Raw genomic sequence first — 16,260 nt, 5'->3', positions numbered from 1 at the left:
GCGGCTGCCGTCGTCGCGCTGCTCCTGCAGCAACCGATAACCCTGCCACAGGAAACGGGTCGTCTGTTCGATTTTGCCCTTGTAGCGCACCACCTTGCGGCTGCGGCGGCCCAGCGCGTCGTAATGATACTGCGCCTCGAATTCGCCCTGCGGGCCACGGCCGTGCGCCCGCACCAGCCGATTGTCGGCGTCGTAGCGGTAGTGCTGTTCGTACAGGCCGTTGCGCCGGCTGATCAGGTTGCCCCAGCCGTCATACCGGTAAAACAGTTTTTGCCAGTGCGTCAGGCGGTTGTCGGCGATCGGCGCCAGCGGCAGGTGCGCGTCGATGTCGCTCTGCGGGCTGCGTTCGCCCAGCAGGTTATCCGCCAGATCGTACACCAGCCGCGCGCCCGGTTTGCCCTGATTGGGTTCGCGGTGTTGCAGCAGGCGGCCTTCGGCGTCGTAACCGTAGTGCACTTCGCCGCGCAGCGCGTCGCTCACCCCGGCCAGCTCGCCGCGGCCGGTGTAGCGATAAGCGCGCCACAGCACGCCGTCTTCCGGCCGGGTCAGTTTGTCATGGCCGAAGGCGCTGCTCTGCCAGCTGCGGCGGCCCATGGCGTCGTAACGCCGCTGCTGCTGCAGCGCACCCTGGCTGCGGCCGGTTTCCCGGTGCAGGCGATCGCGAGTGAATTCGCTCACCACCTGCTGGTTGAATTTAATGGCGCTGGCGTGGCCGGAACCGTAATACAACCACTGCAGGCGATCGCCCTGCGGCAGCGTCAGCGCCTGCAGGTTGGCCAGCGCATCCCACTGGTATTGCAGCTCGCCGTTCACGCCCTGCTCGCCGAGCAGCCGCCCGGCGGCGTCATAGCGCATCTGCACGCTGTCCGGCTCGATGCCCAGCGCCGCGCCGCTCGCCGTCGGCAGGCGGTTCAGCTCGCGCAGCCGCCCCATGGCGTCGAAGCGGTAATGCCATTCCGCGCTGGCGTTGCCGCGCCAGACCAGCTGCCCGGCCTCGTCGAAGCGGAAGCGCTGTTCGCGCTGCGTCAGCTCGCCCGCGCTGCCCGGCAGGCCGACCTCGCGGTGCTCCTCCAGCAGCCCGGCCGCGCCGTAGCGATAATAGTGGCGGGTGTCGTCCGGGCGCTCTTCGGCCAGCACACGGCCCACCGCATCGTAGCTGAAGCGGTAGTCGCCGCCGTTGCCGTTCTCCAGCCGCGTCAGCCAGCCCTGCGGGCTGTAGTGATAGCGCCGGGTGCGGTTGATGCGATCGGTGATGCTGACCGGCAGCCCCAGGGCGTTGTACTGCCAGCGGGTCAGGCTGCCCAACGCGTCCTGATGTTCGGCCAGCTGGCCGTGCGCATTCCAGTTAAAACGCTCTTCGCCGCCGTCCGGGTGGATCAGGGTGTGCAGGCGGCCGCCGTTATCCCACCGGTAGCGCGTCTGGTGGCCTTCGGCATCGGTCTGCGCCGTCAATTGTCCCAGCGCATCGTAGGTATAAGCCGTCACGCTGCCGGAACAGTCGGTGTAGCGCGTCAGCTGGCCGCGGGCGTCCCACTCCAGCTTCACTTCCCCGCCCAGCGCGTCGATCACACTAGCCGGCAGGCTCTCTTCGTCATCCGGATAGCGGTACAGCGTGGCATTGCCCAGCGCATCGACATAGCGCGTCGGGCGCCCCAGCGTGTCCCAGTGCTGCGCTTCGCTGCTGCCGTCCGGGTATGCGACGGCGAACAGCCGGCCGCTGTTGCGCGAATATTGATAGCGCGTCACGCGGCCGAGCGGATCGGTTTCCGACAACAGGCGGCCGTAAGGGTCCCATTCGCTCTGGCGCTGCGCGCCGCCGGGCAGCAGCACGCTGCACAGCTCGCCGCGTTGGTAGATAAAACCGTAGCGGCGCTGGTCGAAGTCGGTGTACTGCGCCACGTTGTCGTCGTCATCCAGCCGCCACTCCGCCCGCTTGCCGTCGCCGCGCACCGCGCTGCGGCGCCCGCCGGCGAAGTCATAGCCGAACTCAAGGGATTCTCCGGCGCTGTTGCGATAGGCCGTCACGCGCGGCACGCCGTCGATCTCTTGCCATTGGTATTCGTTCAGCAGCCCGGCGGCGTCCTGGTGGCTGATCATCAGGCCGTCGCGCCAGCCAAAGCGGCGCGTTACCTCACCGGCGCGGTTGCTCACCGTCGTCAGTTGGCCCTGCTCATCGTAACCGTAGCGCGCCAGCGTCCGTTCGCCTTCGGCGGTTTGCAGCGCCACTTCATGCAGGCAGCCCTGCGCATAGCGGCACATCAGGCGCTGCCCGGCGCTGTCCACCAGTTCGCTCAGCAGGCCCTCGTCGTCGTAAAACAGCGAGGTGGCGTTGCCGATGGCGTCGGTGATCATGCTCAGCCGGCTCGGCTGCTCGCCCGCCAGCGGCGGGTAGTGGAAAATCTGTTCGCCGACGTCAAACAGCTGCCAACTGCCGTCGTCGTTGTGCATCAGCCAGCATTTTTCGGCTTCGCAGTAAGTTTTGTGGCCGCGCGGCACCATGGGGAAAGCGACGAAGTCGCCGGAAGGCGCGCGCCACACCAGGCCGTCCTGATACGGCTGCAGGCTGCTCTCCCAGAACAGGTTCCAGCCGCGGCCCAGTACGCTGTCGCCGGGGTTGCCGCTGCGCCAATAACGCTGCCAGGCGACCGGCAGGCGCGATGGCAGCACGAAATCGAGATCGTCTTCGCCGTCGAGGAATTTCTGGCCGCTGACGATATCCACCGGCCGGGCGATAATGCCGACCGCGGCGGTCGCGGTCATCAGGGTGCCGGCGCGGCAGGCGATGCGCGCCAGTTTGTTGATGCCGGGCAGCTTGCCCAGCAGTTTGCCGAGCGCCCCCAGCTTGCCGGCGGCGCCGCCCACGCCGCCCACCAGGCCGGCGAACAGCAGCGTCAGGTCAGAGACCTTGTACAGCCAATCCGGCACTTCGGGCTTGATCGGCAAGGTGGTGACGGTGCCGCCGCCGATAAACACGTTGGGCGAACCTTCCATCACCTGCGCATCACAGTTGGTTTTGTCCCCCACGCGCGAGGCGGGCTGGCCGTTGATACTGACCTTGTCGGAGCCCTGCGCCATCTGCATGCTCGGGCCGTCGTCGCTGCAGGCCACCTGGCTGTTGGTGGCGAGCGCGGCGGGTTTGCCGTTAATGAAGACGTTGGGGGAGCCGGTGACGATATTGCCTTTGGGGGTCAGGCTACCGGCACCGGCGTCGGCAATGCCGTCGCGCGCCGCGGTGGCCGCCTCCCCGGTGAGATACCCCACCGCCAGGCTGGCGCCGATAAGCAGCACGCCGACGCCGATACAGGAAGCCGCCAGGCCGGCGACGAACAGCGCACCCGCCGCCAATGCGCCTGCGGCGGCGATCAGGCCGCCGACAAGGGTGCCGGCAATCATGCCGGCCAGGGCATGGGAATGCCCGATGGTATCGCCGACGCGGGCCGCTTCGGTCATCGTAAGTTCCTTTTACGCAAAGAGTTCATCGTTAGGCCACCCGATAGCTGTTCAGCACCTGCTGCAGCAGCGCGTCATCTTGCGGCGTCAGCTTGCGCGCCATCGCCAGGGTGAACACCAGCACCCGCCCCTCCGCCAGCGCAAACACCGCCTGGTTCTGCCAGATGCGTTTGCCGTCGCGCAGGTAGCTGGCGCGCACCCACTCACCGGCGGCCAGCCCATCGCCCAGCGACGCCGGCTCGCGGCTTTTGAACGCCCAACCTTTCAGCCCCTGCGCCAGCGCATCGAGCTGGCGGGTGACGTAGCCTTCCAGGTTCTCCGCCGGCTGCAGCGCATCGCGGGAAATATTGACTGAGGGGGAAACATCATCGCCGGCCAACAGGACGTTGACCGTGCGATCGGCATAGCCTTCCGGCAAAGCGACGCTGCCTTCGCTGAAAGCGCAGCGGGATAAAGCGGACATGCGAGGATCCTTTTGCATAAATAATGCTTAAGCATCGCATAACTTAGCCTTGAAATAAAACCATCAGGCGTCGCCAATGTTGCACGGCGTGACCGCGTTCACTGTGAAAAAGAGCGTTGCCGGAATCTGGCCGGGAATCAAACCGTCATATTACAGAATTATCTGAAACCACTGGCGCGCCGACGCCTTGATTGTGGCTATACTCGGCTCTCGTCCGTTTTTCAGGAGATCAGGATGCTGAGATTCACCCGTAGCGCGCTGCTGTGCGCCGCGCTGGCCGCGTTCAACGCCGGCGCCGCCGAAACGCCGACGTTCGGCCCGGAACTGCAGGGCTTTCACTACCCCTACCCGTTGCAGCAGTTCAGCTTCACCTCGCAGGGGCAGCCGTTAAAGATGGGCTATATGGACGTGCCGCCGGAAGGCGCCGCCAACGGCCACACCGCGCTGTTGCTGCACGGTAAAAACTTCTGCGCCGCCACCTGGCAGGACACCATCAAGGCGCTGAGCAAGGCCGGCTACCGCGTCATAGCGCCGGACCAAATCGGTTTTTGCTCCTCCAGCAAGCCGGCGCATTACCAGTACAGCTTCCAGCAGCTGGCGCAAAATACCCACGGCCTGCTGCAGAACCTGAACATCAGCAAGGCCATCGTCATCGGCCACTCCACCGGCGGCATGCTGGCCACGCGCTACAGCCTGATGTATCCGCAGGCGGTGGAACGGCTGGTGATGGTCAACCCGATCGGCCTCGAGGACTGGAAGGCGAAAGGCGTGCCGTGGCGCAGCATCGATCAATGGTTCGCGCGCGAGCTGAACACCACCGCCGAGGGCATCCGCAATTATGAGCAGCACACCTACTACGGCGGCCGCTGGAAGCCGGAGTACGATCGCTGGGTGGATATGCTGGCCGGGCTGAACAACGGGCCGGGCCACCGCCTGGTGGCGTGGAACTCGGCGCTGATCTACGACATGATCTTCACTCAGCCGGTGTATTACGAGTTCAAGGATCTGCAGACGCCCACCACGCTGATGATCGGCACCGCCGACACCACCGCCATCGGCAGCGATATCGCCCCGCCGGCAGTCAAGGCCAAAATCGGGCATTACGCGGTGCTGGGCAAACAGGCGGCGAAACTCATCCCGCACGCCACGCTGATCGAGTTCGCCGGGCTGGGCCATGCGCCGCAAATGGAGGAACCAGCGCGCTTCCATCAGGCGTTGCTCAAGGCGCTGCAACCCTGAGCGGCCGGTTGGCGCGGCCGCCGCACGGCGGCTAAACTTTCAGCTGGCACTCAATTGCAGGAGACAGCCATGCGACAGATTATTGCCAGCGCGTTCGTCAGCCTCGACGGCGTGATGCAGGCGCCCGGCGGGCAGGACGAAGACCGCAGCGGCGGTTTTCGCTTCGGCGGCTGGACCGCGCCCTATTGGGATGACGCCGTCGCGGAAACGATGAGCGATCTTTTCTCTGCGCCTTTCGATCTGCTGCTCGGGCGGCGCACCTACGATATCTTCGCCGGCTACTGGCCGCATATCACCGACGAGGCCGACCCGTTTTCCGCCGATATCGCCCGCACGTTCAATCAGGCGGCCAAGTACGTCGCCACCCACCACGGCGAGACGCTGACGTGGGAGAACAGCCAGTGGCTGGGGCAAGACATCCTCGCCCGGCTGCGCGAGCTGAAGCGCACCCAGGGGCCGGTGCTGCTGGTGCAGGGCAGCAGCACGCTGATGCAACAGCTGCTGGCCAACGATCTGGTGGATGAACTGCGCTTGCTCACCTACCCGGTGCTGCTCGGCGGCGGCAAGCGGCTGTTCGATGACAACGCGGCGCCGGCGGCCTTCACGCTGGCCCACTCGGTGGTCTCGCCCGGCGGCGTCATTGTGGCTCACTACCGCCGTGCTGGCGCGGTGAAAACCGGCTCTTTCGTGGCGGAAAGCGCCGCGGCGGCCCAGTCGTAAAAAAAGGGCCGGTCGGCCCTTTTCTCTTCCCCTTACTCACCTCAGGCAAACAAAATATCGCTCTGCTCCACCTGCCCGACCACGTGGATCTTGAAGTCGGCGGCATAGCTGTTGCTCTGGGTGTTCATCAACAGATCGGTGGTGCCGTTGAAGGCGTCGAAGTTGAGCTGGATCTCGCCTTTCTGGCCGCTGAAGGCGCTGCCGCTGTCGATAAAGCGCAGCTCGCTCAGGCTGTTGTTGAAGCGCAGGCCGGAGAGATCGATCTTGTCGATGCCGTGCTCGAAGTCTTCAATCACGTCGAACGCCGCCACCGTGGACTCTTTGGCGTTGAGATAGACGAAATAGTCGGTGAAGTTATTGGCGTCTTTGCCGCCCCACAGATGATCCGCCCCCAGGCCGCCGTACAGGATATCGGAGCCGGCGTTGCCCGCCAGCAGGTTGTCCTGATCGTTACCGATGATCACATCGCGCCCGCTGCCGCCTATGGCGTTCTCGATGATCGCCCCGCGCGCGATGGCGACGTTCTGCGTGCCGCCGCCGACGCTGGAGAACGCACCGTCGTTCAGGTTGATCATCTGCTGCTGGCTGTAGCCGGAGAAGTCCAGCGTGTCGTTGCCGCCGGCGTCCCACACCGCGAAGTTGACCGGTTTGCCGTTGTCCGCTGCGGCGGTCAGGAAATCGCGCCCGGTGTTGGAGTTGAAGCCGTACACCGTGTCGCCGGTGCGGGTGTTCATGTTGGCGCCGTACAGCTTCTGGATCGCGGCAATGTCATCCACCATCGGGCCATAGCCGTACACCCCTTTGGTATCGGCGCCGGTATAACCGGCGTTGAAATAGCTCATGATCGAGTATTGCAACGAATCCTGATAATAGGCGGCATCGTTCTGGTAGCTCGGGTTGCCCAGCGACGCGTCATAAGATCCCGGGTGCGCCAGCCCCAGGGCATGCCCCAACTCGTGGGTGAAGGTCTGGCTGCTGAAGTCACCGCTAACCGGCGCCTGATGGGTGGCGAAGTTTTTGTTGAACCACACCGTGCCCGCAAAGGCGTTATCGCTGCCCGGTTTGGAGCTCGGCGGGTAATAGGCGTAAGCGTTGATGGCATTCGGGCCGCTGCCGGCGGCGGTGCTGCCGTCGGCGCGCTGGGTGAAGTACGCGAAGGTGATGTCCGCGCGGTGGTTGATATCGGTAGACGCCGCTTCGGTAAAGGTCACGTTCGCCACGTCGGCCCACGCCTGCATCGATTTCAGCGCCTGAGCCTGCGCCGCCTGGGTCAGTGGCTGCAGCCCCTTGTCGCCGTCGCCGGTCTGGCCGATGCGGTTCAGCGCGCTCTGCGTCAGGAAGGAGTAGGTCAGCGCCACCGACTGATGATACACCTGATCGCCGTTGTGCGTCAGGCCCGGCCGCGTCAGCTGATCGGCGGCGCGATCGAAGCTGAAGTTATCGCGGATTTTACCCAGGTTGTCGATGGCTGCCCCGCCGCGCTGATTGCTGTACAGGTTAGCGTTGTCCAGCGTGAACAGCGCGCCGTAACCCAATCCGTCATAAATGCTGCCGGGCTGGTGATAGTAAAACTGATAGTTATGATCGTTGGGGGATGTGGCGCTCAGGCTGGTGAACTCATCGTCATCTTGCAAAATGTCGTTGTGGCGACTGCGCATTGTATTCTCCTTTTACACAATAGGAACCCACTCGCTTTGTAAGACTATTCATCAGTCGTTCTAATCTAAGCCAAGGCTTAGGAATGACCAGTATAGTGACTCACCCCGCTGGCGCGAGCCCGCCCGGCCTGGCTTCACCACGCCGGGCATTGAGTTGGAGATACGCGTAACAATTTGTATTCTCACTATATTAATGAGAAAAATGAGCGCATTAACGGGTTAATTATTCGTCTTTTTGCGCATTTTATCGCCGATTGGATCAGAATAATCGAGGATTAAAAAACCTAATCCTTCCCTCATCATCAAGATGGGTACGTGCTAAAGTGTGAACGGACAGCCGAAAGGAGTGACCCGATGCCAACCCATTTCCTTATGCGCGCCTTGCGCCGCGCCAGCCTGACAGGAGTCGTTATGAGCATATTGTGCAGCAGTGCCCTGGGCAGTTCACTGCCGTTGCTGGAACCCGCCGCGCTGAAGGGCGACTGGCAGCTCGCCGCCATCGGAGACGGTAAAACCGTCTGCGAGGTGCAGCTGAGCGACGAAGCGGTCGCCAACACCAACGCTTTCCGTTTCAGCGCCTCCGCCCAATGCCTGCAGCCGCTGGCGCTGCACGCGCTGCCGGTCGCCTGGCGGCCGACGCCGGACGGCATGACGCTGACCGACGCCGAAGGGAGCATGGTGGCGTTTCTGGCCCTGACCGCGCCGAAGCGCTATGAGCTGATCGACCGCAACGGCCCTTCGCGCTTTGTGCTGATCCCGCGCTAACCCTTCAGGCGAACAGCAACCCGAGCAGCGCGCCGCCCGCCAGCACCCACAGCGGATGGAGGCGCTTGCTCATGCTCAACCCCGTCGCCAGCGCCACGATTGCCGCCAGCCGCCAGCTGGGCGCGGAAGCCTCGGCGATCAAGATACCGCTGGCCGCCACCAACCCCACGGTCAGCGGCACCAGTCCGGCCTGTACGATGCGGCGCCACGGGCGATCCTTAAAGCGCCGCCAGGCGCCCATCACCAATAGCGTAACGATAGAAGACGGCCCGAACTTGGCGATCGAAGACACCAGCAGCCCCGCCCAGCCGGCGACGTGCCAGCCGACCAGCGGCACGATCATCATGTTCGGCCCCGGCGCGGCCTGCGCCATGGCGAACAGCGCGCTGAACTCCTGGGCGCTCATCCACTGATGCACCTCCACCACCTGCCGCTGCATTTCCGGCAGAATGGTCATGCCGCCGCCGAACGCCAATAAAGAAAGCTCGGTGAAGATCAGCGCCAACGCCATCAACACCCCGCTCATGACGGCCACCGCCACATCAGCAGAATGCTCAGCGGCGCCAGCACCAGCATGGTCGGCAACAGCGGCAGGCGCAGCCAGGCGATGGCGATCAGCGCCAGCGCGACGATCGCCAGCGCCGGCCATTTACCGCGCAGCGGCAGCAGCATCTTGATCCCGGTCGACAGCAGCAGCCCGGCGGCGGCGGCGGCCAGCCCGGCGAACACATGCTGCACATGCGGATCGTTTTGGAAGCGGGCGTATACCACGCCCAGCCCCACCACGATCGCCGTCGGTGCGCTGATGAGGCCCAGCAAAGCGCACAGCGCGCCGCGCAGCCCGCGAAACTCCATGCCCACCGCCACCGACAGGTTGATCACATTGCCGCCGGGCAGGAACTGGCACAGACCGAGCAGCTCGGTAAACTGTTCGCTGCTCAGCCAGCGCCGGCGCTCCACCAGCATACTGCGCGCCATCGGCAGCACGCCGCCGAAGCCGATAAGCCCCAGCCACAGAAAGCCCAAAAACAGCTCAGCATTACCCGGCGCAGCTGCCGGGTGCGGTTTTAACGTATTGATATCTGACATGACATTGCCATTCCACATCGCTTGTTTTGATGTCTGGTATCATGCGCGCCGCCGTGCCATGATGTCTAATGCATTCCGGAAAAACCAAAGATACCTTTGAGGTATGGCTATGATCGAACTGCGTCGCCTGCGGGCATTCGTCACCGTGGTGGAAGAAGGCAACATCACCCGCGCCGCCGAGCGGCTGTTTATCCAACAGCCGCCGCTGACCCGCCTGCTGCAGGGGCTGGAAGACGAACTGGGCGTAACCTTGTTGCAGCGCCTGCCGCGCGGCGTGCGCGTCACCGAAGCGGGGGGCGTGCTGTTTGAAGAGGCCCGCGCCCTGCTGGCGCGCGCCGAACGCCTGCGCGAAGCGGTACAGCGCGCCGCCCGCGGCGAACAGGGCCATATCGCCATCGGTTTCACCAGCTCCGCCGCGCTGCATCCTTTCGTGCCCAACCTGCTGCGCCGCTATCGCGATATCCTGCCGGGTATCACCACCCAGTTGGAAGAAGCCGGCAGCGGCGAACTGATGGAGGCGTTGCTGGAACAGCGCCTCGACGCCGCCTTCGTGCGCTCGCCGGCCAACGGCATTCCCGGCCTGAGCGTCGAGCCGGTGCTCAGCGAGCCGATGATCGTCGCCCTGCCGCTGGGCCACCGGCTGGCGCAAGAAACGCAGCAACCGCTGCCGCTGGCCGAACTGGCCCACGAGGCGTTTATTCTCTATCGCCGCCCCGCCGGTCAGGGGTTGTACGACGCCATCCTGGCCGCCTGCCACCGCGCCGGCTTCAGCCCGCGCATCGTGCAGGAAGCGCCGCGCCTGCCGGCCACCCTCAGCCTGGTCGGCGCCGGGCTGGGGTTGTCAATCGTGCCCGGCTCGATGCGACGGCTGGGCGGCGACGGCATTGTCTACCGCACGATCGCCGAAGAAGCGCAGCTCAGCGCCCCGCTTTACCTGGCGCTGCGCCATAGCCCGGCCTCGCCGATCGTCGAGCGCTTTCGCGAACTGGTCGCCGAGGCGGTTCAGGCCTCGGGCTGATCGGTGATGCGCGTCAGGTGGATCATCAAATACAGCAGCTCATCGTTCGACATCTCCATTTGCAGCAGATTCTTCACGTAATCGCGGATCAATAGCGCGCCGCGATAGGCATGCGGATACTCGGCCGTCATCTGGGCAAACAGAAAGTCGGCCTTCGAGGTCATCTGTTTGCCGTCGAGCATACGCTGGATAAAGAACTGCATATGCACTAAAAAGCGCGCGTAGTTCAGCGAATCGGTGTCGATATTGAGGCGAAAGTGATACTTGATGATATTGAAAATATCTTTCAGCATCTTCACCGCCAGCAACGTGTGCTCCATGTTTTGCACTTCGGTCTGGCCGTTGACCAGGTGAAAGGCGATATTGCCCGCTTCCTCTTCAGGCAGATGGATATTCAGCCGCTGGTTAATGTAGGCCAAGGCTTGCAGCCCCACCGCAAACTCTCGCGGGTAGAAACGCTTCACCTCGAACAGCAGGCGGTTTTGGATGGCGATACCCTTGTGATGACGTTCGATAGCAAAACTGACGTGATCCGCCAGCGTAAAGAAAATCTGTTCATTAATGTTGCCGTTCAGTTGGCGATTGGCCTCACTGAGGATCATCTGCACAATTTCGATGTGCTCCGTCGGGGCAGTTTCAATCAGCCGCAGGTAATCCCGCCCCTTTTGCCCCTCCTGCACCACATACACTTTCTCAATGGCGGCCGAGTTGATCTCGTCTCCGGTTTTGCTGTTAAAACCAATTCCCTTGCCCATGACGATAACCTCACGGTTATCGTCGTCCGCGGTTAACACCAGACTGTTGTTGAGCACCTTAATGACTTTCATCGTCTCGGCCGTCACCTTGCTTATTTGCCCAACCGGCCATTGGCGGCGATAAGCTGCCGATACCAGTCAAAACTGCGTTTTTTGATGCGCCGCAGATCCTTAAGATCCCGTTCTCCGCGGTTCACGTAGATAAATCCATAGCGCTTTGCGTAACCTTGATGCGTGCTGACGACGTCAATCGCCGCCCACGGGCAGTAACCGAGCAGCTCGACGCCATCGTTGATCGCCAGCCGCATCTGTTCGACATGCTGCCGCATGAATTCAATGCGATAGTCGTCGTCGATAGTCTCATCCGCCCGCAATTCATCCGGCGCGCCAATGCCGTTCTCCGTGATCAGTATCGGCAGGTGATAGCGCTCGAAGGTCTTGCGCAGCGTTAAGCGCAGGCCAACCGGATCGATCACCCATCCGTAGCGCGTCTTGCCGACAAACGGGTTTTCCGCCGCACGATACACACCCGGTTCGCCGAGCATAATTTGCTGATCGCCGGCGCGTGCGCTCACGTCTGAACCGTCGCCGCGGCTGGCGGCGATCGTGGCGGTGGAATAGTAATTGATCGCCACATAATCCGGTCGTGCCGCCAACAGCAGCGCCGCGTCCTCCGGCTCCCTGTCCGGCGACCACCCCCGATCCTCAAGGTAACGCCAGGCCAGGGCGTTATAGCGGCCATGCACCGCCACATCGAGAAAACTCCAACAGCGCAACGTCTCCCAGTTATGAGCGGCAATGGCATCCAGCGGATTACAGGTCTCCTGATACATCGAGGTGGTATTGAGCGCCGGGCCAATTTTCCCGCCGGGACAGCGCTGATGGCATAATGCCATGACTTTGGCCTGAGCGACCAACATATGATGACTCTGCTGATACAGCGTCCGTTTGTCAGGCAACGCACCGCCTTTGGGCGTGCCGATAGCGCCGGGGTGCAGGATCATGGTGTTCTGTTCATTGATGGTGAGCCAATACTTCACCCGATCGCCGAAGGCGTCGAACAGCACGCCGGCATAAGTGACAAAAGCCTCGATGGTGGCGCGATTGGACCAGCCGCCCTGCTGCTCCAGCACATACGGCAGATCGAAATGATACAGCGTCACCACCGGCTCGATGCCGTGCGCCAGCAATTCGTCGATCAACTGCCGGTAAAACGCCAACCCCGGCGCATTAACTTCGCCGACGCCTTCGGGCAACACGCGCGTCCACGCAACCGAAAACCGGTAGGCCTTTAACCCCAGTTCTGCGAACAGCTTCACATCCTCGCGAAAGCGATGATAGTGATCGCTGGCCACCGTAAAATCCGCCGTGCCTGCGGGATGTTCGAGCATATCGACGATCGACAGGCTTTTGCCGTCTTCATTCCATGCGCCCTCCACCTGATAGGCGGAAGTCGACGCGCCCCAGAGAAACTCGGCGGGAAAATCGTGCAAGCGTTGATAAATCATGCCGGCTCCTTATTGGCCTTCAGCGCCATAATCGTCTCACCGGCATGAACGCCATGCGGCTTAGGTAACACCTGAACCTGAAACGCTTCGCTGTTGACGATCAATACCGGCGTCGTCAGATCGAAGCCCAATGCGGCGATCGCGCCGATGTCAAAACGCACCAGCTCGTCGCCGGCCTTCACGCGATCGCCGATCTGCAGTCCGGAGTCAAAGTGTTGGCCACCCAGGTTTACCGTGTCGATGCCGATATGCAGCAACAGCTCCGCGCCGTTGTCCCCCTTGATGCCGACCGCATGTTTTGACGGCAGGAAAGTCACGATCTCGCCGTCCAGCGGCGCACGCAGCACGCCTTCCGACGGTATGATCGCCATGCCCTGGCCCAACAAGCCCTGGGAGAAAACGTCATCGTTGACCTGATTCAACGTCACGGCTTTGCCGGTCAGCGGGCTGAAAACCGGCGATACCTCGTCGGCCGCCGCCACCTGAGTCTCGTCGTTCGTCTCCTCGACCGGATCGTCGAAGCCAAGGATCCAGGTCAGGGCAAAGGTCACGACGATGGCAATGGCGCAAGTGATCAGCGCGTGCACGATATTCATCGGGTTCTCACCGATAAACGCCGGCAAAGCGGCCAGGCCAGGAGAAACGAAGGCATAACGCACCAACCCGCTCAACCCGGCGTAAATGCCGGCGCAGCCACCGCCGATCATCGCCGCGATCAACGGTTTGCGCAGTTTCAGCGTCACCCCGTACAGCGAGGGTTCAGTGATCCCCAACAATGCGGTAAAACCGGCGGAGGACGCCAACTGGCGCAAATTCGTGTTCTTGGTGCGGAATGCCACACATAGCGTCGCCGCACCTTGTGCAATATTGGACGCCAACATGCCCGGCCCGTTAATCATCTCAAAGCCATTCTTGGTCAATTGGCCGGTGGCGATCGGTGTCATCGCCCAGGCGGTGCCAGTGATCACCAAAAATGGCTGCAGCCCGCCCATCAACATAGGAATCAGCCAGCTGGCCTTGCCATCGACGATCGCCGCACCGGCGGCCACCATGTCATTGAGGAAAATGCCGAACGGCCCGACCACCACCAACGCCAGTGGCGCGGTGACCAGCAGCACGATCATCGGTTTGGTGAAGAACTTGATCATCGTCGGCGAAATTTTCTCGGCAAACCGCTCGATATAGGACATCAGCCACACGGTAAAAATGATCGGCAACACCGAGCCGGCATAATCCGCCAGCCGCACCGGAATGCCGAGAAAATCAATCGCGGCGCCCGCCGCCTGCATCTGAGCCAGATTAGGGTGCAACAACGCGCCGGCGAGGGTCATCGCCAGGATGGGATTGCACTCGAATTTTATCGCGGCACCGTAAGCCAACAGCACCGGCAGGAAGAAAAAGGCCGCATCGGCGACGGTATCCAGCAATCGATAGGTCGTGCCGGCGGGATCTATCGCCCCGGCCAGCTTGAGGATCGCCAGCAGCGCCTTGATCATCCCCGCGCCGGTAATGGCCGGGATCACCGGGGTAAAGGTCGTGGAAATCACGCTGATAATCCGTGACACCACGCCACCTTTCGGCTGCTGCTTTTGAGCGCCGGTTTGCGGCTGGCCAATCTCCTTTTGCAGCACGCGGAACGTTTGCTGCACGTTATTGCCGACCACGATCTGAAACTGGCCGCCTCGCACCACCACGCTGATAACGCCCGGCAGGGCTTCGATCGCCTTCGAATCCACTTTAGCGTCGTCGTTGAATTCCATACGCAAACGGGTCGCGCAGTGCGTCAGCTTGCTGACGTTGCCTTTACCGCCGACCCGCGCCAATATTTCTAAGCCAAGTTTTTGATAGTCCATCGTCTTCCCCGGTAAAATGCAAAAAAAAAGACCAAAATGGAAATGCGCCTCATCACAAGGAGAAGTGCATTCCTATTTTGGTCTTGCCTGCTTTAGCAGTAACACGCCGCAATAAAAATGGTGTGCGGTCTTCTCGACCGCGCTAAAAGTATCACCATACTCGCGAATACTCGGCAATAGCCAGACGTCAGCGTTGTGAAAGGCGTCACGATTTAGCGTAAATGCACTGCAATGTCGCCGCTGCACGCTTTTTGCGCACACCCATAGCGCAATCGGAAGGAAATAACCCAAAATAATGCGTTTCATTGACACTTTGTTTATTTAATTACAGGGGAAGATTAATTCAGATCCATGACTATTGAGATTAACAATGAATAATTAAACCCGCTCTCACTTAGTAACAAACGCAAACAAATAAACGCCTACGCAATACATTCCAGCCGCTAGGATTTAAGGGTCACAGCCTATTCCCGCCGATGACAAAAATCATTTCAATGGCGATCGCGCCTTCCCCGTCGCCTGCTTCTGCAGGCGCACGGCTTTATATTGGAGAAAATGCTATGCTATCGCGTCGTGATATATTGAAAGTCTCCGCCGTCAGCGCGGCCGCCGCCGGCATGATCGGCGGCATCACCAAAAATGCCGCTGCCGACGACCATCGCAATATCGTGCCCCCCAGCAGCTATCAGCCGCCTGCCGATGCGCAACATCTCTATAAATACAAATTCACCGACAGCAAAAAACGCAGCCTGCCCAGCGGCTGGGCGCGCGAAGCTACCGTCGAGCAATTCCCGATCTCCGAAGGCGTGGCGGGCGTCGACATGACGCTGGAGCCGGGCGGCGTGCGCGAACTGCATTGGCACGCCATCGCCGCCGAATGGGCATTCATGCTGGAAGGCCATGCGCGCATCACCATCCTCGATCCCGAGGGAAAATGTGAGGTGGCGGATTTCGGCCCCGGCGACGTCTGGTATTTCCCGAAAGGCTACGGCCATTCCATTCAGGCGCTGGCGGACGGCGCGCATTTTATTTTGGCGTTCGATAACGGCCATTTCTCCGAATTCGGCACCTTCAGCATCACCGATTGGGTGGCGCATATGCCGAAAGAGGTATTGGAAAAAAGCGTCGACATGCCGGCGGCGGTATTTTCCAAGGCCAAACAGGGCGAAGCTTATATTGTCGGCGGCGCCGTTCCGCCCACCTTGCCATTACCGAAAAGCGACGGCGGATTAAATAATTCCCCGCTGACCCACCGCTATGAATTAATGAAGCAAAAGCCGTTCTTTGAAAATGACGCCGGCAGCGTCCATTTGGTGTCGTCGAAAGAATTTCCCATTTCCACCACCATGACCGGCATCATCGAGATCGTGAAACCCGGCGCGATCCGGGAATTGCACTGGCACCCCAACGCCAACGAATGGCAATACTATATTGCCGGCAAAGGCCGCATGACGGTGTTCAGCTCGCACGGCCACGCGCAGACGGAAGAGTACGCCCCTTCGGACGTCGGTTACGTGCCGCAGGGCTTCGGCCATTACATCGAGAACATCGGCGATGAGGATTTGGAGGTACTGATCGTGATGGACAACGGCATTTATCAGGATATTTCGTTGTCCGACTGGTTGGCGAAAACCCCGGCCTACCTGCTGGCGGACAACTTCAATAATCAGGTTGAGGACTGGCAGGATAGACCGAAAGACAAACGGGTGATGTCGCGGCGCAGCCGATAACGCCGCGGCGAG

13 protein-coding genes are annotated in these 16,260 nt (G+C 61.6%); 5 read left to right on the top strand and 8 right to left on the bottom strand.

What is annotated here, in order from left to right:
- Nucleotides 1–3,450 (bottom strand): PAAR domain-containing protein (locus tag ACJ8PL_RS07860; RefSeq protein ID WP_442531032.1); only part of this gene is annotated, 3,450 nt, incomplete at its 3' end.
- 31 nt (nucleotides 3,451–3,481) lie between these two features.
- Complete coding sequence (locus tag ACJ8PL_RS07855; RefSeq protein ID WP_079449260.1) at nucleotides 3,482–3,913, bottom strand: DcrB-related protein; 432 nt, start codon at nucleotides 3,911–3,913, stop codon at nucleotides 3,482–3,484.
- A gap of 234 nt (nucleotides 3,914–4,147) precedes the next feature.
- Here ACJ8PL_RS07855 and ACJ8PL_RS07850 point away from each other — a divergent pair, with 234 nt between their 5' ends.
- Nucleotides 4,148–5,152, top strand: coding sequence for an alpha/beta fold hydrolase (locus ACJ8PL_RS07850; RefSeq protein WP_049299004.1), 1,005 nt, complete (start codon nucleotides 4,148–4,150; stop codon nucleotides 5,150–5,152).
- Nucleotides 5,153–5,221: 69 nt separating this feature from the next.
- On the top strand, nucleotides 5,222–5,872 hold the full coding sequence (locus tag ACJ8PL_RS07845; RefSeq protein WP_079451276.1) for a dihydrofolate reductase family protein: 651 nt from the start codon (nucleotides 5,222–5,224) through the stop codon (nucleotides 5,870–5,872).
- A 41-nt stretch (nucleotides 5,873–5,913) separates the two neighbouring features.
- On the opposite strand, the gene ACJ8PL_RS07840 is transcribed toward ACJ8PL_RS07845, so the two are convergent.
- Complete coding sequence (locus tag ACJ8PL_RS07840; RefSeq protein ID WP_123867591.1) at nucleotides 5,914–7,530, bottom strand: serralysin family metalloprotease; 1,617 nt, start codon at nucleotides 7,528–7,530, stop codon at nucleotides 5,914–5,916.
- A gap of 411 nt (nucleotides 7,531–7,941) precedes the next feature.
- Between ACJ8PL_RS07840 and ACJ8PL_RS07835 the strand changes: the two genes are divergently transcribed.
- Nucleotides 7,942–8,295, top strand: a complete 354-nt coding sequence (locus tag ACJ8PL_RS07835) for a protease inhibitor Inh/omp19 family protein (protein WP_016927814.1) — start codon at nucleotides 7,942–7,944, stop codon at nucleotides 8,293–8,295.
- Nucleotides 8,296–8,299: 4 nt separating this feature from the next.
- Here the strand turns inward: ACJ8PL_RS07835 and ACJ8PL_RS07830 are convergent, their stop codons facing one another.
- A complete protein-coding gene (locus ACJ8PL_RS07830) occupies nucleotides 8,300–8,821 on the bottom strand; it encodes a chromate transporter (protein ID WP_028127817.1) in 522 nt (173 codons plus the stop codon).
- Nucleotides 8,818–9,384, bottom strand: a complete 567-nt coding sequence (locus tag ACJ8PL_RS07825) for a chromate transporter (protein ID WP_016927816.1) — start codon at nucleotides 9,382–9,384, stop codon at nucleotides 8,818–8,820. Before ACJ8PL_RS07825 ends, ACJ8PL_RS07830 begins: the two co-directional genes overlap by 4 nt.
- Before the next feature lie 103 nt (nucleotides 9,385–9,487).
- Here ACJ8PL_RS07825 and ACJ8PL_RS07820 point away from each other — a divergent pair, with 103 nt between their 5' ends.
- Nucleotides 9,488–10,402 (top strand): LysR family transcriptional regulator, encoded by a 915-nt coding sequence (locus ACJ8PL_RS07820; protein ID WP_028128279.1) that lies wholly within the window; start codon nucleotides 9,488–9,490, stop codon nucleotides 10,400–10,402.
- Here ACJ8PL_RS07820 and licT read toward each other — a convergent pair.
- The 3 genes from licT to ACJ8PL_RS07805 are packed head-to-tail and all read right to left on the bottom strand — an operon-like array spanning nucleotide 10,387 to nucleotide 14,518.
- Entirely contained in the window at nucleotides 10,387–11,229 is an 843-nt protein-coding gene (gene licT, locus ACJ8PL_RS07815; RefSeq protein WP_016927818.1) for a BglG family transcription antiterminator LicT, read from the bottom strand. The two genes, ACJ8PL_RS07820 and licT, sit on opposite strands and share 16 nt — an antisense overlap.
- Before the next feature lie 20 nt (nucleotides 11,230–11,249).
- Nucleotides 11,250–12,665 carry a glycoside hydrolase family 1 protein gene (locus ACJ8PL_RS07810; RefSeq protein WP_442531031.1) on the bottom strand — a complete coding sequence of 472 codons (1,416 nt, stop codon included), beginning with the start codon at nucleotides 12,663–12,665 and terminating at the stop codon, nucleotides 11,250–11,252.
- Entirely contained in the window at nucleotides 12,662–14,518 is a 1,857-nt protein-coding gene (locus ACJ8PL_RS07805) for a beta-glucoside-specific PTS transporter subunit IIABC (protein ID WP_110146972.1), read from the bottom strand. Before ACJ8PL_RS07805 ends, ACJ8PL_RS07810 begins: the two co-directional genes overlap by 4 nt.
- A 560-nt stretch (nucleotides 14,519–15,078) precedes the next feature.
- Here ACJ8PL_RS07805 and ACJ8PL_RS07800 point away from each other — a divergent pair.
- Nucleotides 15,079–16,248, top strand: coding sequence for a cupin domain-containing protein (locus ACJ8PL_RS07800; RefSeq protein ID WP_442531030.1), 1,170 nt, complete (start codon nucleotides 15,079–15,081; stop codon nucleotides 16,246–16,248).
- Nucleotides 16,249–16,260 lie beyond the last annotated feature (12 nt).

The organism is Serratia sp. CY83965 (assembly GCF_052166375.1).
Taxonomy (GTDB): domain Bacteria; phylum Pseudomonadota; class Gammaproteobacteria; order Enterobacterales; family Enterobacteriaceae; genus Serratia; species Serratia marcescens.
Note: the sequence above shows the minus strand (reverse complement) of the source record. Positions and strands in the feature narration are given on the sequence as shown.

What these genes read in the sequence shown, in the direction of transcription:
- ACJ8PL_RS07855 (WP_079449260.1), bottom strand. Translation starts at nt 3,913, where the DNA reads ATGTCCGCTTTATCCCGCTGCGCTTTCAGCGAAGGCAGCGTCGCTTTG.
- ACJ8PL_RS07850 (WP_049299004.1), top strand. Translation starts at nt 4,148, where the DNA reads ATGCTGAGATTCACCCGTAGCGCGCTGCTGTGCGCCGCGCTGGCCGCG.
- ACJ8PL_RS07845 (WP_079451276.1), top strand. Translation starts at nt 5,222, where the DNA reads ATGCGACAGATTATTGCCAGCGCGTTCGTCAGCCTCGACGGCGTGATG.
- ACJ8PL_RS07840 (WP_123867591.1), bottom strand. Translation starts at nt 7,530, where the DNA reads ATGCGCAGTCGCCACAACGACATTTTGCAAGATGACGATGAGTTCACC.
- ACJ8PL_RS07835 (WP_016927814.1), top strand. Translation starts at nt 7,942, where the DNA reads ATGAGCATATTGTGCAGCAGTGCCCTGGGCAGTTCACTGCCGTTGCTG.
- ACJ8PL_RS07830 (WP_028127817.1), bottom strand. Translation starts at nt 8,821, where the DNA reads ATGAGCGGGGTGTTGATGGCGTTGGCGCTGATCTTCACCGAGCTTTCT.
- ACJ8PL_RS07825 (WP_016927816.1), bottom strand. Translation starts at nt 9,384, where the DNA reads ATGTCAGATATCAATACGTTAAAACCGCACCCGGCAGCTGCGCCGGGT.
- ACJ8PL_RS07820 (WP_028128279.1), top strand. Translation starts at nt 9,488, where the DNA reads ATGGCTATGATCGAACTGCGTCGCCTGCGGGCATTCGTCACCGTGGTG.
- licT (WP_016927818.1), bottom strand. Translation starts at nt 11,229, where the DNA reads ATGAAAGTCATTAAGGTGCTCAACAACAGTCTGGTGTTAACCGCGGAC.
- ACJ8PL_RS07810 (WP_442531031.1), bottom strand. Translation starts at nt 12,665, where the DNA reads ATGATTTATCAACGCTTGCACGATTTTCCCGCCGAGTTTCTCTGGGGC.
- ACJ8PL_RS07805 (WP_110146972.1), bottom strand. Translation starts at nt 14,518, where the DNA reads ATGGACTATCAAAAACTTGGCTTAGAAATATTGGCGCGGGTCGGCGGT.
- ACJ8PL_RS07800 (WP_442531030.1), top strand. Translation starts at nt 15,079, where the DNA reads ATGCTATCGCGTCGTGATATATTGAAAGTCTCCGCCGTCAGCGCGGCC.